Annotated in this window: 11 protein-coding genes; 5 read left to right on the top strand and 6 right to left on the bottom strand. The window is 41.2% G+C overall.

The window, feature by feature from the left end:
* Positions 1 to 23: 23 nt before the first annotated feature.
* On the top strand, positions 24 to 680 hold the full coding sequence (gene rpiA / locus EV695_RS05885; RefSeq protein WP_131904958.1) for a ribose-5-phosphate isomerase RpiA: 657 nt from the start codon (positions 24 to 26) through the stop codon (positions 678 to 680).
* 68 nt (positions 681 to 748) lie between these two features.
* Here the strand turns inward: rpiA and csrA are convergent, their stop codons facing one another.
* The 6 genes from csrA to pncC all read right to left on the bottom strand — a co-directional run bounded on the left by csrA (position 749) and on the right by pncC (position 7,784).
* The gene (gene csrA, locus EV695_RS05880; RefSeq protein WP_131904957.1) at positions 749 to 949 is read right to left on the bottom strand and encodes a carbon storage regulator CsrA; all 201 of its coding nucleotides are present in this window, start codon (positions 947 to 949) and stop codon (positions 749 to 751) included.
* Between the two features lie 413 nt (positions 950 to 1,362).
* The gene (locus EV695_RS05875; RefSeq protein ID WP_131904956.1) at positions 1,363 to 2,604 is read right to left on the bottom strand and encodes an aspartate kinase; all 1,242 of its coding nucleotides are present in this window, start codon (positions 2,602 to 2,604) and stop codon (positions 1,363 to 1,365) included.
* Entirely contained in the window at positions 2,604 to 5,240 is a 2,637-nt protein-coding gene (gene alaS / locus EV695_RS05870) for an alanine--tRNA ligase (protein WP_243651485.1), read from the bottom strand. Before alaS ends, EV695_RS05875 begins: the two co-directional genes overlap by 1 nt.
* 142 nt (positions 5,241 to 5,382) lie before the next feature.
* Positions 5,383 to 5,850 (bottom strand): regulatory protein RecX, encoded by a 468-nt coding sequence (locus EV695_RS05865; protein ID WP_207906957.1) that lies wholly within the window; start codon positions 5,848 to 5,850, stop codon positions 5,383 to 5,385.
* 244 nt (positions 5,851 to 6,094) lie between these two features.
* Positions 6,095 to 7,138, bottom strand: a complete 1,044-nt coding sequence (recA, locus tag EV695_RS05860; RefSeq protein WP_131904955.1) for a recombinase RecA — start codon at positions 7,136 to 7,138, stop codon at positions 6,095 to 6,097.
* A gap of 169 nt (positions 7,139 to 7,307) precedes the next feature.
* Positions 7,308 to 7,784 carry a nicotinamide-nucleotide amidase gene (pncC, locus tag EV695_RS05855; RefSeq protein ID WP_131904954.1) on the bottom strand — a complete coding sequence of 159 codons (477 nt, stop codon included), beginning with the start codon at positions 7,782 to 7,784 and terminating at the stop codon, positions 7,308 to 7,310.
* 169 nt (positions 7,785 to 7,953) lie between these two features.
* Between pncC and EV695_RS05850 the strand changes: the two genes are divergently transcribed.
* From EV695_RS05850 to EV695_RS05835, 4 genes are all read left to right on the top strand, one after another.
* On the top strand, positions 7,954 to 9,765 hold the full coding sequence (locus EV695_RS05850) for a DUF1800 domain-containing protein (protein ID WP_131904953.1): 1,812 nt from the start codon (positions 7,954 to 7,956) through the stop codon (positions 9,763 to 9,765).
* A 46-nt stretch (positions 9,766 to 9,811) separates the two neighbouring features.
* Positions 9,812 to 11,209: a DUF1501 domain-containing protein gene (locus EV695_RS05845; RefSeq protein WP_131904952.1), complete on the top strand. Its 1,398-nt coding sequence runs from the start codon at positions 9,812 to 9,814 to the stop codon at positions 11,207 to 11,209.
* 130 nt (positions 11,210 to 11,339) lie between these two features.
* Positions 11,340 to 13,007, top strand: coding sequence for an NAD+ synthase (locus EV695_RS05840; RefSeq protein ID WP_131904951.1), 1,668 nt, complete (start codon positions 11,340 to 11,342; stop codon positions 13,005 to 13,007).
* A gap of 17 nt (positions 13,008 to 13,024) precedes the next feature.
* On the top strand, positions 13,025 to 15,028 hold the full coding sequence (locus tag EV695_RS05835; protein ID WP_131904950.1) for a tRNA(Met) cytidine acetyltransferase TmcA: 2,004 nt from the start codon (positions 13,025 to 13,027) through the stop codon (positions 15,026 to 15,028).
* Positions 15,029 to 15,049 lie beyond the last annotated feature (21 nt).

Below are 15,049 nucleotides of genomic sequence, written 5' to 3'. Positions count from 1 at the left end.
AACGATTTTTACGAGACTAACTTATGACACAAGATGAAATGAAAAAAGCTGCAGCCCAAGCTGCACTCGAATATGTTGAATCAGGAATGGTTGTAGGTATAGGAACAGGATCGACCGCAAATCATTTCATCGATTTACTGTCGTCCATGAAGGGCAAAATAGATGGAACCGTCGCCAGCTCTATCGCCAGTGAAGAAAGGCTGAAAAGCCATGGTATTCCTGTTATGGATCTTAATGATGCAGGACAGTTATCTCTGTATGTCGATGGCGCAGATGAGTCTGATAAACATCTAAACTTAATCAAAGGCGGTGGCGGCGCATTAACACGTGAAAAAATCGTAGCAGGCGCTAGCGAAAAGTTTATCTGTATTGCAGATGACAGCAAGCTGGTCGATGTTATGGGTAAATTTCCGTTACCTGTTGAAGTGATTCCAATGGCGAGGAGCTATATTGCTCGTGAAATTGTGAAAATGGGCGGGCAACCTCAGCTACGTGAGGGTTTTACTACTGATAATGGCAACATCATTCTTGATGTGCATGGTCTGGAAATATTTGAGCCGGTAAAAATGGAGGACGAGTTTAATAGACTACCAGGTGTTGTCACGGTTGGGCTTTTTGCCAGACGTCCGGCAGATGTACTTATTTTGGGCGCAACAGAAGGCGTGAAAGTTATAGATTAACTATCACGTTTAATAACTACTTTTTGAAAGGAAATGGTTAAAGATTAATGCAGAGTGAGTGCAGAAAATTAACTGGCGCTTTTTTCTGGCTCTACTAATCTTAATTCATCACTTTTAATACGCTTGAAAATTTCTTCACGATGCACTGCTACTTCTTTCGGTGCATCTATACCTATGCGTACTTGATTGCCTTTCACACCTATCACCGTGATGCTTACATCATCACCGATCATCAGTGTTTCACCGATGCGTCTGGTTAAAATTAACATTTAATGACTCTCCGTTATTATAATTATTAGCCACTTTCCCGAGGCTATATTTGTATTCGATTTCTTTTTCGTGTGGATCTTTAGCAAACTTTTTCTTTATCTAACGTGTTCAACATTCTTTTAGTTTACACAATAAAGTCAAAATAAGTCTTTTATACAAGATTGTTTTTATTTGTTAGTTAACTTGTAGTTTTTATTATTATTTTTGACCACTTTTTCCGATATACGGTGCAATAATGGCATGATGCTCCTGAACACAGACTTAACTTTTTAAGAATAGTTAAATAAAACATCACGTATTTCATTGGTTTAAAACCAAATACACCCCCCTACTTATAGGCACTTTTTTAGAAAAAGTGCCTATAAGTAGGGGGGTGTATTTTTTATAGACTTAGCGTTCTTCCTACAGCTTATTATGCTTCGTGTAGATCAAATGCCTCATGTAGGCTTCTAACGGCTAATTCTAAATACTTCTCATCAATAACTACTGACACTTTAATTTCAGATGTTGAAATCAATTGAATATTAATATTTTCTTTAGCTAACGCTTCAAACATTTGTGTAGCAACACCCGCATGCGATCTCATGCCACCACCAATAATCGAAATTTTTGCTATTTTATCATCGCTAGACCAGTTCTTCGCACCGAGTGATTTACCCGTTTCAGCCAAAATATTCTTCGCTTGCTCCAACTCATTGCGATGCACGGTAAAGGTAAAATCGGTTGCACCATCTGTTCCAATATTTTGCACGATCATATCAACTTCGATATTCGCATCCGATATTGGGCCTAGAATTTTATGCGCAACACCGGGCTGATCTGGTACGCCTGTAATTGTCAGCTGAGCTTCATCTCTGTTAAACGCGACACCGCGAACTAATACTTCTTCCATTATATCTTCCTCACGCGTTACCAGCGTACTCTTTCCATCATCACCATCATCAAAGCTTGATAATACTCTGATCGGCATATTGTATTTATAAGCAAATTCTACCGCTCTAATCTGTAGTACTTTAGAGCCCTGACTTGCCATTTCCAGCATTTCTTCCAGTGCAAGTTTTGGAATGTGCGTAGCCTCAGGAACCATGCGCGGATCCGTTGTATATACACCATCCACGTCTGTGTAAATTTGGCATTCGTCGGCATCTAGAGCTACTGCTAATGCAACAGCCGTAGTATCTGATCCACCACGACCTAAGGTTGTGATATTTCCTTCGGCATCGACTCCCTGAAAACCAGCCACAACGACTACTTTTCCCAGGTTTAAATCTTCTTTGATTTTAGAGCCATCTATTTCACTAATACGAGCTTTACTATAGGCGTTATCAGTAATAACTCGTGCTTGGGTACCGGTATAAGAACGCGCTTCACACCCTTTTGCTTCTAGCGCAAGGCTGAGTAAACCGATGGTGACTTGCTCACCTGTGGATAGCACAACGTCTTTTTCACGCGCAGAACCATTAGGGTTAATCTCGTTGATCAAACCAACGAGTTTATTCGTTTCGCCTGACATCGCAGATAAAACTACCACAACTGAGTCACCACGATTACGATAACGAATCACACGATTCGCTACTTCTTGAATACGCTCTACCGTACCTACAGAGGTTCCGCCGTACTTTTGTACAACTAACCTATTCTTTTTAGCTTCCATTAAATTTGTCCTTCTACCCAACTCACAACTGACTCTAAGGCTTTTGGTAAAGCACTTGGGTTGTTACCGCCACCCTGCGCCATATCTGGTCTTCCGCCACCTTTGCCATCAATTTGACTAGCAACATGTTTCAACAAGTCGCCTGCTTTTATTTTGTCCGTCTCACCTTTAGTAACACCTGCCACCAAGCTGACTTTATCACCATCAACGGCCGCAACAATAACTGCTGCTTTACCCAATTTATTCTTAAGTTGATCAACCGTATCGCGTAGTGATTTAGGATCAGCTCCATCCAGATTGGCAGCCAATACCTTGATACCAGCGACTTCCACTGCTTGAGATGCCAAGTCAGAACCTGCTTGAGTCGCGAGCTTGGTCTTTAACTGCTCCAGCTCTTTTTCTAACGCACGAGATCTTTCAAGGATTTGAGTGACTTTATCGCTAGCATTACCTGCGGATGTTTTAACTAATGAAGCAATGTTCTCCAATTGATCAGAACGCTCTTCAATCCAGTTAATTGCACCTTCACCTGTAACCGCTTCAATACGTCGCACGCCTGCAGCAACGCCACCTTCACTAATGATTTTAAATAAACCGATATCTCCGGCACGTTTTACATGTACACCACCACAAAGTTCTGTGGAGTAACCAATATTCACGACACGTACTTCATCGCCGTATTTTTCACCGAATAAAGCCATAGCACCTTTTTCAATAGCATCATCCATGCTCATCACATCCGCTTTCGCTTCTGCATTCAAACGGATTTCGTGATTAACTATTCTTTCTACTTCAGCAATTTCTGCTTTAGTCATGGGCTCGCCATGAGAGAAATCGAATCGCAATCTTTCTGGCGTTACCAACGAACCTTTTTGTTCAACATGTTCGCCCAAGACTTGTCTTAAAGCCTTATGCATTAAATGTGTGCCAGAATGGTTGAGGACGATTGCCTGTCGACGCTCATTATCCACTTCAGCCATGACGTCATCACCCGTTCCAAAAGAACCAGAAGATACAATGCCGTAATGAATATAAACATCGCCTTGCTTTTGCGTGTCTTTCACATCAAAAACATTACTGCCAGAAATCAGCTTTCCAGTATCGCCTACAGGACCACCTGATTCTGCATAAAATGGGGTATTGCCTAGAATGATTTGGCCAGTCTCGCCTTCTTTCAACGAAGTAACCTTCTTACCATCAGAAAAGATAGATTCGACTTTACTAGAGTCATTGGTTTTTTCATAACCACTGAAACTGGTTTCACCAGAAACATCCAGTTTATTGGTGTAATCACTGCCAAATTTTCCTGCTGAAGACGCTGTGTCTTTCTGAATTTTCATTTCAGCATCAAACCCTGCTTCATCAATCGCAAGATTATGTTCGCGTGCAATATCCGCCGTTAAATCTAGTGGGAATCCATACGTATCATAAAGTTTGAATACCACTTTACCAGGAAGCGTATCGCCTTCTAATTCCTGAATTGTAGTGCTTAGTATCTTCATGCCACGATCTAACGTTTCGGCAAAACGTTTCTCTTCTTTTAACAGAATCTCTTCAACTGTTACCTGTGCTTTAACTAGTTCTGGATAGGCTTCACCCATCTCTTTAACAAGAGGTGCGACAATCTTATAAAAGAATTCTTTTTCTAAACCCAGTTTATGCCCATGACGCGCAGCTCTTCTGATGATGCGTCTTAAAACATAACCTCTGCCTTCATTCGATGGAATCACTCCATCTACGATCAAAAATGCACAGGATCGAATGTGGTCTGCAATGACTTTTAACGAAGCATTGTCTAAATCTTTTGTGTTGGATAGATCCGCAATAAATTTAATGAGGTTTTGAAACAGGTCTATATCATAATTGCTATGACCACCCTGAAGTATGGCGGCGAGTCTTTCTAGACCCATACCCGTATCTATTGAAGGCTTTGGAAGATTGCTCATCGCACCATCTTTCGCGCGATTGTATTGCATGAATACCAGATTCCAGATTTCTATGTATCGATCACCATCTTCTTCAGGTGTACCTGGAGGACCACCCCAGATATGTTCACCATGATCGTAGAATATTTCACTACATGGGCCACAGGGACCGGTATCTCCCATTGCCCAGAAATTATCACTTTCGTACTTTTTGCCTGGCTTATCACCAATTCGACTCAAACGATCTGCAGGAAAACCTAGTTTATCAATCCAGATACTCGCTGCTTCATCATCATCGGCGTATACCGTGACCCAGAGTTTCTCTTTAGGCAGCTTCAGAACTTCAGTTAGATATTCCCATGCGAATAAAATCGCATCTTCTTTAAAGTAATCACCAAAACTAAAATTACCCATCATCTCGAAAAAAGTATGATGTCTCGCGGTATAACCTACGTTCTCTAAATCGTTATGTTTACCACCTGCGCGTACACATCTTTGTGAAGTGGTTGCTCTTGAAAAATTGCTTTTCTCGTCACCTAAAAAGATATCTTTAAATTGCACCATACCAGCATTGGTAAATAATAATGTCTTATCATTCCCGGGAATGAGAGAACTTGATGGAACAATCGTATGACCTTTTCCAGCGAAGAAATCCAGAAAGCTGCTTCTGATTTCAGCTGTACTCATTTTTTTATTTGAATCTACCGACATGCTTAACTCTGCTAGTGCATAAAGTGGCTATTGTCTATGTATGTTGAGGTAGATTCAAGATAGAGTTAGTTTTTTCTTATATAGCTTGATAAAAGTGGATACTTTTTAGCCTTAATTTTAAGATTAATCGTACTTTTTATTGTTATGCGCCAACTAAATCTCTAATTATGTAGGTATCAAAACCTCGACTAGACAAAAAACGCATACGTTTTGTTTTTTCCTTGTAATCAACTGGCGTTGTCTCTCCGTATTTTTTTTCGATTTGCTCTGTAGCTACCTCATACCAATCAATTTCATTTTTATCGATTGCTTGTTGAATTAGAGATTGGCTAATACCTTTTCGTTGTAATTCATTCGTTATTTTAAGTCGGCCTTGCCCGCGATTTACTCTTGATCTAACGAAGCATTCTGCAAAACGCTCTTCATTTAAATAATTATTTTCAATCAACTCATCAAGAAGTTTATTAAGGTCAACGCCTTCTGCAAAGTCTTTAACTTTTAATTTATTAAATAATTCTAATCTTGAATGTTCACGCATAGCGAGTGAATAGATCGCCGAATTCATGCAACGCGTATAATTATCTTTTTTACTAAACGCTAATTTACTCACTGTAGACCCCAACTAACTTGTTTTATATTTTTGTATCTTTAATTTCTTATATTTAATCTGTCGTGCTTTGTTTTAATAACTAATAAATATCTATTAGTAACTAAGTTCCCATTCTTCAAAAAAAGGGGTCAAAAGGGTGGGGGTGTGTTTGACACAAATTATGGGGGGATGATACCCCACCCTTTTTTGACCAAGGGGAACTGGTTTTATATAAAAGAATTAATCTCTTTTGAGATCTACTCTCTTAATCTACTTCTTTTGCATCATCAATTTCTTCTGCATCAGCTACAGCTGTTTTAGATGGCAATAGCTTCTCACGAAGTAGTTTTTCTATTTCTTCAGCAATCTCAGGGTGCTCTTTCAAATATACCCCTGAATTTTCTTTACCTTGTCCGATTTTTTCACTGTTGTAGCTATACCAGGCACCTGCTTTATTTACGATCCCTTCTTGAACACCTAAGTCCAAAAGCTCTCCAACATGTGACACACCTTCGCCGTATTTAATTTCAAATTCAGCCTGTTTAAATGGAGGTGCCATTTTATTTTTAACCACTTTTACACGCGTACTGTTACCGATGATTTCATCACCTTTTTTAACAGCACCAATACGTCTGATATCTAATCTTACAGAAGCATAAAACTTAAGTGCGTTACCACCCGTTGTCGTTTCTGGGCTTCCAAACATCACGCCAATCTTCATACGAATCTGGTTGATAAAGATAACCATAGTGTTTGAGCGTTTGATATTGGCCGTTAACTTACGTAACGCTTGTGACATTAAACGCGCCTGAAGACCCATGTGTGAATCACCCATGTCACCTTCAATTTCTGCTTTAGGTGTTAGTGCGGCTACTGAGTCGATAACCACTAGATCTACACCACCAGAACGAACTAACATATCTGTTACTTCAAGCGCTTGTTCACCCGTGTCTGGTTGAGATACCAACATATCATCAATATTCACACCCAGTTTTTCTGCATAACCAGGATCAAGAGCGTGTTCCGCATCAATAAATGCTGCTGTACCGCCGTTCTTCTGACATTCTGCAATAGCATGTAATGTCATTGTTGTTTTACCAGATGATTCTGGACCGTAAATTTCTATAACACGGCCTTTAGGCAAACCACCTATACCCAAAGCAATATCCAGTGTTAGAGAACCTGTTGATATCACTTCTATATTTCGTGCTGCTGCAGAATCCCCCATACGCATGACAGTCCCTTTACCAAACTGTCTTTCGATTTGTCCTAATGCGGCTGCTAGTGCTTGTTTTCTTTGCTCATCCATTTTAATCGTTTCCCGGTATCTATTTATTTTGTTATATCTAAGTTCTATGAATACTTAGTTATATTGTTCGTTGATCATTTGTACTTATTTACGTGTACTTTTAAATCATACAATTTCGTTGTTTGTTCTATTTTAAACATAAAAGCGAACATAAAGCAAACAATTGCATTTAATTATCTATTAACTTCATTATCCCACTCAAAGCATAATCCACAGCCTGACTTCTCACACTGTCCCTATCACCTTTAAAAAGTATTGTTTCAGCACGAGCTTCCCCTTCTTTTTTCTTCCAGCCAAAGCAAACCGTGCCGACAGGCTTTAACTTTGTTCCACCAGCAGGGCCTGCTATACCGCTTATTGATACAGCAATATCTGCATTCGAATGTTCGATAGCTCCAGTAACCATTTCTAATGCAACTTCTTCACTAACGGCGCCGAATTCATTGATGGTCTCCGCTGAAACGCCCAACATATCCTGTTTTGCTTCATTGCTATAAGTCACAAAACCACGATCAAAAATAGCAGAACTACCCTCTAAATCAGTTATTTGCTTGGCAACCCAACCACCTGTGCATGACTCTGCAGTAGCCATTACAAGATGATTAGCATGCAATTTATTTGAAACTTCTTTAAGAATATTTGTCATAAGGTAAAGATTTTAAAAATTACGTTAAGCATAAATTAAGCGGTCAGTTGTCATATTAGCCATCTAACGATGTGCTTTGATTAACGTAATCGCCTTAAGTAAATATAAAAAAGTACCTAAGAAGCTACGTCTTAACACCGCTAGAAAATAAGACAAAAAGGATAGTATCATGTCCATTAATTGCAAAATAGTCACCCTATTTGTAACTACCGTTGTACTATCTGCCTGCGGAGGTGGAGGCGGCTCAGGAACGACGTCAAACACTCCTGATATAACAACCACACCACCATCTACAGACTCAACAACAACCGCCACGAGTTCTATTCAAGTTAAAAATCAACGTGATGCATCAAAATTTCTCGCGCGCTCAACCTACGGGCCAACGAAGGAAAGCATCAATCAATTGCTTGCTAAAGAAACCTATGATGCATGGCTAAACCAGCAATTTTTAACATCACCAACCTACCACTTCCCTTACGTTAAGCAACTCGCTAAACAAATGTGTGCTGATAAGGATGATGATGGAAAACTATTAGTCGACACATGGGAAGCAGTTTACGCACGCCATCAAGTTTGGTGGGAAACCGCTACAAGCGCTGAAGACCAATTACGCCAACGCGTTGCACTCGCATTAAGCGAAATTTTAGTTATTTCAGACTCACAGGGTTTAGGTCTCAGTGATTTTCAATATGCAGTAACCAGTTATTATGACGTTCTGGTAAAGCACGCCTTTGGCAATTATCGTAATTTACTTACTGATGTCACCTTGCATCCAGCCATGGGTGATTTTTTAAGTATGTCCCGCAATCAGAAAGCAAACGCAGAAGGTACGATTCGTCCAGATGAGAATTATGCGAGAGAACTTTTACAGTTATTTACCATTGGAGTTCACGAATTAAATCTGGATGGTAGCGAAAAGTTAGATGCAAATGGCGCAACAATCCCAACCTATAATCAGAAAACCATCGAAGAATTCGCAAAAGTATTTACTGGCTGGAATTATTCAAACTTGGAATGGCATGAATACTTTGGTCATGGAGATCACACTGTGCCATTGGTAGCCGTTGAGGAATACCACGACACCTCTGCAAAAACGCTATTAAATGGAGCACAAAGTAGCGCCAATCAATCGGCGAGACAAGATTTAGACTTTGCGCTCGATAATATTTTTCAACACCAGAACATCGCCCCCTTCATTAGTAAACAACTGATTAAACGTTTAGTTACCAGCAACCCTAGCCCACAGTATGTCGAGCGGGTGGCGGAAAAATTCAATGATAACGGCAATGGCGTTAAAGGCGATCTTAAAGCGGTAGTAAGCGCCATATTACTGGATGACGAAGCACTGGCAACAAATAAGCCAGATAGCTTCGGCAAGCTTCGTGAGCCCATGTTACGTATGAGTCATCTCTGGCGTGTTTTCAATATGCAAACATCGCTTAAAGTGGGACATTACTGGGAACCAGACAAGCGCTGTGGGCAAGGTAGCTACAGAAATTACAATTTTTATAGCTCGCTAGACTGGTTTGCTCAAAAGACAGGGCAAGGTCCGTTGCAAGCCAGATCCGTTTTTAATTTTTACAAACCTAACTACTCACCAAGCGGATTGCTAAACGATAATGGCTTGAGTGCGCCTGAATTCCAGATTATCAACGAGAACACCATGGTTGCCGGTACCAATCTTTTTCACCAGATAATAGAAGAATTCAGCGACAGTAAACCGATCACTCCTGAACTGGAAGGGTATTCAAAATTAAACCTATCGGATGTCACTGACTTAGCCGCAGATACTGAAAATTTACTGGATTATCTCAACCTGGTATTACTCGATAAAGACATGACCACATCGCTGCGAGATATCCTCACTGATCACCTAAATGCCCCGGACATCTATCAGGAGGGAAGAGAGGGACAGCTACAAAAAGCCAGAGAGGCAATATTGCTCATCATCAGTTCACCTGAATACTTAATCCAAAAATAAACGCAAAGAAGTAACCTTCGAACCAGAAGGAATAAAGGACAAAATTATGATTAAAAAACATTCACAATCACGTCGTAGCTTCTTAAAGAAACTGTCCGTAGGCGTTGGCTCCTCATCCTTGCTAGCCACACAAGGCAAACTACAGCTGATGAATGCAGCGATTGCCGCTGATAGCGATTACAGTCATTTCGACGACCACAAATCACTCGTATGTGTTTTCCTGTTAGGAGGAAATGATGCTTTTAATACCATGATTCCCTACGAGCAAAGTGCTTATCAAAAGTATCAGGCAGCCAGAACAGGCATGGCATTATCACGAAATTCGTTACACGCATTAAAAGGTGGAGAACAAGCATTTCACTCTTCTCTGCCTGATTTACAACAGCTATATAATGATGACAAATTAGCGGTCGCAACAAATATAGGCGCAATCATTGAGCCAACCTCAAGACAAACTTTCAAGAATAAATCTGTTCAATTACCACCAGATTTATTCTCGCACAGTCACCAACAAGAATTCTGGGAAACTGGAACCACAGCCAAAAACAGCGTACATCCACCAGGCTGGGGCGGAAGAATGATAGACATGCTTGCCTCAGCTAATAGCAACCCTACCGAGCCGTCAATGTTTAGCCTTGCAGGCAATAGTGTCTGGCAAAAAGGCATAAAACCACTGGATTTTGTATTAAACCCTTATGAGGGCGTCACCCAAATTCGTTCTTTCACACCCGATGTCTGGCCCAATGGTCCACACAAAGAAAGTAGGATTGCTGCGTGGAATAGAATAAAAGCCAGTAGCAGCTCATCACTGTTACAGCAACACATGACAAGCACCTACAACAGTACGGAAGAACGCATCAATTCATTAATAGAACAAATTGCACAGGCACAAGAAATCACAACCGAATACCCAAGTGATAATGAGTTAGCTGTTGAATTAAAGATGGCAGCAAAAATGATTTCTATTCGCGAGAACCTTGGGCAAAAACGCCAGATATTCTTTGTCGCACTAGGAGGGTGGGATACACACGGCAATCAATTAGCCGACCATGCAGAGCGATTAGGCAAGCTCAACGACGCCTTAAAAAGCTTCTATGACACAACCGTAGAACTTGGAATTGCAGACAGCGTTACAACCTTCACCGCCAGCGAATTTGGTCGCACCATGAGCATTAACGGTGATGGAACAGACCACGCATGGGCAGGTCACAATATAATCATGGGTGATGCAGTTAAGGGCGGCCAAGTACACGGCGAGCCGATTAATCTAACTATTGACGGTCCCGATGATGCTCAGGATACCGGACGCTTCATCCCCAAATATGGTGTCGACCAATATGGAGCAACATTAGCCAAATGGATGGGAATGTCAGACAGCGATATGAATGAGATATTCCCTAATCTAAGTAATTTCGACACCAATGATCTTGGGTTTATGAGTTAACCCATTTACTCATATTCACCCCCTACTTATAGGCACTTTTTACAAGGTCTGTTTTCAGGCAATACTTTCAGTAGCTATGTTATTAAAAGACTAATAAAATTAAAGCCTTCTTAAATGAAGGCTTTATGCAATGTCTCTAACTGTTTCTATCGCTCAGATTAATCCTATCGTTGGTAGTTTTAAACAAAATTTCAAAATGATTTCAGATGCCATTCTGGAAGCACAAAAACAGAATGCGGATGTTGTTTTATTCCCTGAGCTAGTGATAACAGGCTATCCGCCTGAAGATCTTCTTTTTAGACAAAACTTCTTACGCAAAGTCGAAACCATGCTGCAAGACCTAACGCAGGTCGCACCTGATATTGCCGTTGTGATTGGCGCTCCTGTCACTCGTGCAAAACGCCTTTACAATATGGCCTGTGTTTTAAAAGATGGCAAAATCATCCACGAATATGCCAAGCGACATTTACCAAATTACCGCGTATTTGATGAGAAACGTTATTTCAGACGTGGAGGTTCAGCCACTGATAGTCATCGACCAAACAGTAGTATTGTGGAAATTAACGGACATAAAGTGGGCCTGCTCATTTGTGAGGACATCTGGCGCAAAGGACCTGCGAAAGTAGCTAAAGCAGAAGGCGCGGAAGTACTTTTAGTGTTGAATGCATCACCCTTTCGTAGCAATAAGACCAAAGAGCGTATCGAATTACTTAAGAAACGCTCCAGCAAAAATCAAATCGATATCGTATATGCCAATCTGGTAGGTGGGCAGGATGAATTGATTTTTGATGGAGAATCACTGATTTTCAGTCAAAAAGGTGAGCTTTTATTACAAGCCCCAAGCTTTGAGTCGGGACTATTTACTCACACACTTTTTAAGCAGGAAGCCCAAAAACCCATACAGCCTGTAGAACAACACACCCTCAAAAACATCTACGATGCACTTGTGCTTGGTGTGAAAGATTACGTTAACAAGAATGGCTTTCCCGGCGTGATGCTTGGGCTTTCGGGAGGCATAGACTCAGCACTAACCTTGGCAATTGCCGTCGATGCATTGGGCGCAGAAAATGTTGAAGCGATTATGATGCCGTTTCGTTATACCGCTGACATTAGCAAGCACGATGCGGCGCAACAGGCGAAAACTCAAGGCGTTAAATATCGTGAAATACCGATTGAGAATATCTTCGAAAGCTTTGTGTCTGCCTTATCTGCCGAATTCGAAGGTTTGGAACGCGATGTAACCGAAGAAAATATCCAGGCTCGCTCACGCGGCGTATTGCTGATGGCGATGTCTAATAAACTGGGAAAAATGCTTCTCGCCACCGGTAATAAAAGTGAAATGGCTGTTGGCTATGCTACCCTTTATGGCGACATGGCTGGTGGCTACGCACCACTTAAAGATGTATTTAAGACAGCGGTGTATGATTTGGCCCGTTATAGAAATGAGATTGGCGATGGCACGGTAGAGAATCCAGTCTATAAGGAAATCATCCCTGACAGAGTCATCACTCGCCCTCCTTCTGCCGAATTAGCGCCCGATCAGGTTGATGAAGATTCATTGCCACCCTACGATATTCTTGATGCAGTACTGCGAATGTTTATCGAAGAATTCCAAAGCGTCGATGATATCGTTGCCCAGGGTTACGATGCCGAAATGGTTGAACGCGTCGCGAATATGGTATTACTCAACGAGTATAAACGTCGCCAATCAGCGCCAGGTATCCGCATCACCAAACGCGCGTTTGGTAAAGATCGACGTTACCCGATTACTTCCCATTATCGCTGGAATATGACTTAACACGTTCGATTAAACCCATGACTAAATCATTCACATTCAATTCAGAAGACCGACATCTGTTGGTCATTTCTGGCGAGTTAGACGAGTGTGTTGCGATTGCCAGAAAACTCGTGGCAAATATAAACGCTATTGAGCTTGAAGACCCGAAAAAGGCAAACAGTTATCTCGGACAAGAATGTGATGCCGTTATTTTTCATTCTCATCATATATTTGATCCCAACGCATTTGGAGCGATTGCCGGCACCATTCGTTGCGGTGGATATTTACTGTTATTAAAATCACAAGATACCGCTGAAAACAGTTTATTTTTGACACGTTTTGATCGTTTGCTCGAAGCTTCTAAAAGCACTGTATTTATCAATGCCAAGGACGCTTCGCTTTCAGAACTACAAAAACCAATCGCCAAGATAATTGGAGATCAGGAAACTAACTCTACAGCTCATGCCACAGTAGAACAAAAACAAGCCGTAGAAGAAATCATACAAGTCGTTAAAGGCCATAGACGCAGGCCTTTAGTCTTAAGCTCTGATCGTGGTAGAGGAAAGTCTTCTGCCTTGGGAATTACCGCAGCAGAATTAATCAATCAAGGTTATGAAAAAATCATTGTCTGCGCCCCCAGCAAAAAAATCTCCGCCATGGTTTTTCAGCATGCGACCAGAATAAACCCCGATGCTGTCGAAAATAACGCCATCAGCTTTTACTCACCTGATGATTTACAGCGGAACAAACCATCGGCAGATTTAGTATTGGTGGATGAAGCCGCGGCTATTCCCGTTCGTATTTTGACAGACTTACTAAGCCACTATTCCAGAATTGTCTTTGCCAGTACACAACATGGTTACGAAGGCAGTGGCCGTGGTTTTTCCATTAATTTCAAGAAGGTCTTAGACACACAAACGCCAGACTGGAACAGCTTTCATCTGAACACACCGATACGCTGGAACGAGAATGACTCACTCGAACAGTTTACCTTTGATGCCTTATTGCTCGATGCAGAACCTTGTGATTTACCCAAGAACTTTGATGAAAAACTTGATTTAGCAGACTGTGAATTTTCGAATATCAATAAAGCGGAGATGATAGCGGATGATAACAAACTCAAGGCAATCTTTGGCTTGTTGGTCGGCGCACATTACCAAACCAAACCTTCAGATTTGATGCACCTACTCGATGATGATGAAGTAACGCTTTATTCCGTAACGCAAAATAATCTCATTATTGCGGTTGCGTTGATCATTCGTGAAGGAGAAATTGATAAGACCTTAAGCACGGATATTTTTGCAGGAAAACGACGTATACAAGGCCACCTTGTTGCGCAATCGCTTTCCGTCAATGCGGGCGTAGAATCTGCCATTCAACTCTCTGGCGATAGAATCAGTCGAATTGCAGTCCACCCAGAATTGCAAGGGCGAGGTATCGGCAGTTATCTGTTAGATAAACTTCTGGAATCATCCACTGCAGATTACGTCAGCACCAGTTTTGGCGCTACCACGCAGCTATTACATTTTTGGCAGTCATCAGGATTTCATTCGGCTTATTTAGGAATGAAGCGTGACGCCAGTAGCGGTTCACACTCTATTGTGATGTTAAAACCAAAATCAACAGATGGAATAGATCTATTAAACAAGGCCCAGAATAACTTCGCACAAAACTTTCCTCACCTTTTAAGCGACCCTTTGCGAGACTTAGAACCCGACCTGGCCTTCGCAATACTCTCTGACTTATCAAATAAACTTAGTCACCCCCCCACTTTGGAGGCTTTTTCTATATCTCAGTTACATGGTTTTGCCAACGACTTCAGAGGCTATGAAAATACACTCGCACTAATATGGGAACTCACGCTACGTAAATTACCAAAAAACAATGAGTTAACGGCAAATGAAAAGCACACCCTAATCATCAAAGTGTTACAAAAAAATAACTGGAAAGAGCTGACTCAGAGAATGGCGGGAAACATCAGTGGGAAGAAAGATGCAATCAAACTGCTAAGGGCATCAGTTGGTAAATTACTTGAAAGATAAATCGACTTATTAAACCAGAGA

The organism is Cocleimonas flava (assembly GCF_004339015.1).
GTDB classification, from domain to species: domain Bacteria; phylum Pseudomonadota; class Gammaproteobacteria; order Thiotrichales; family Thiotrichaceae; genus Cocleimonas; species Cocleimonas flava.
Note: the sequence above shows the minus strand (reverse complement) of the source record. Positions and strands in the feature narration are given on the sequence as shown.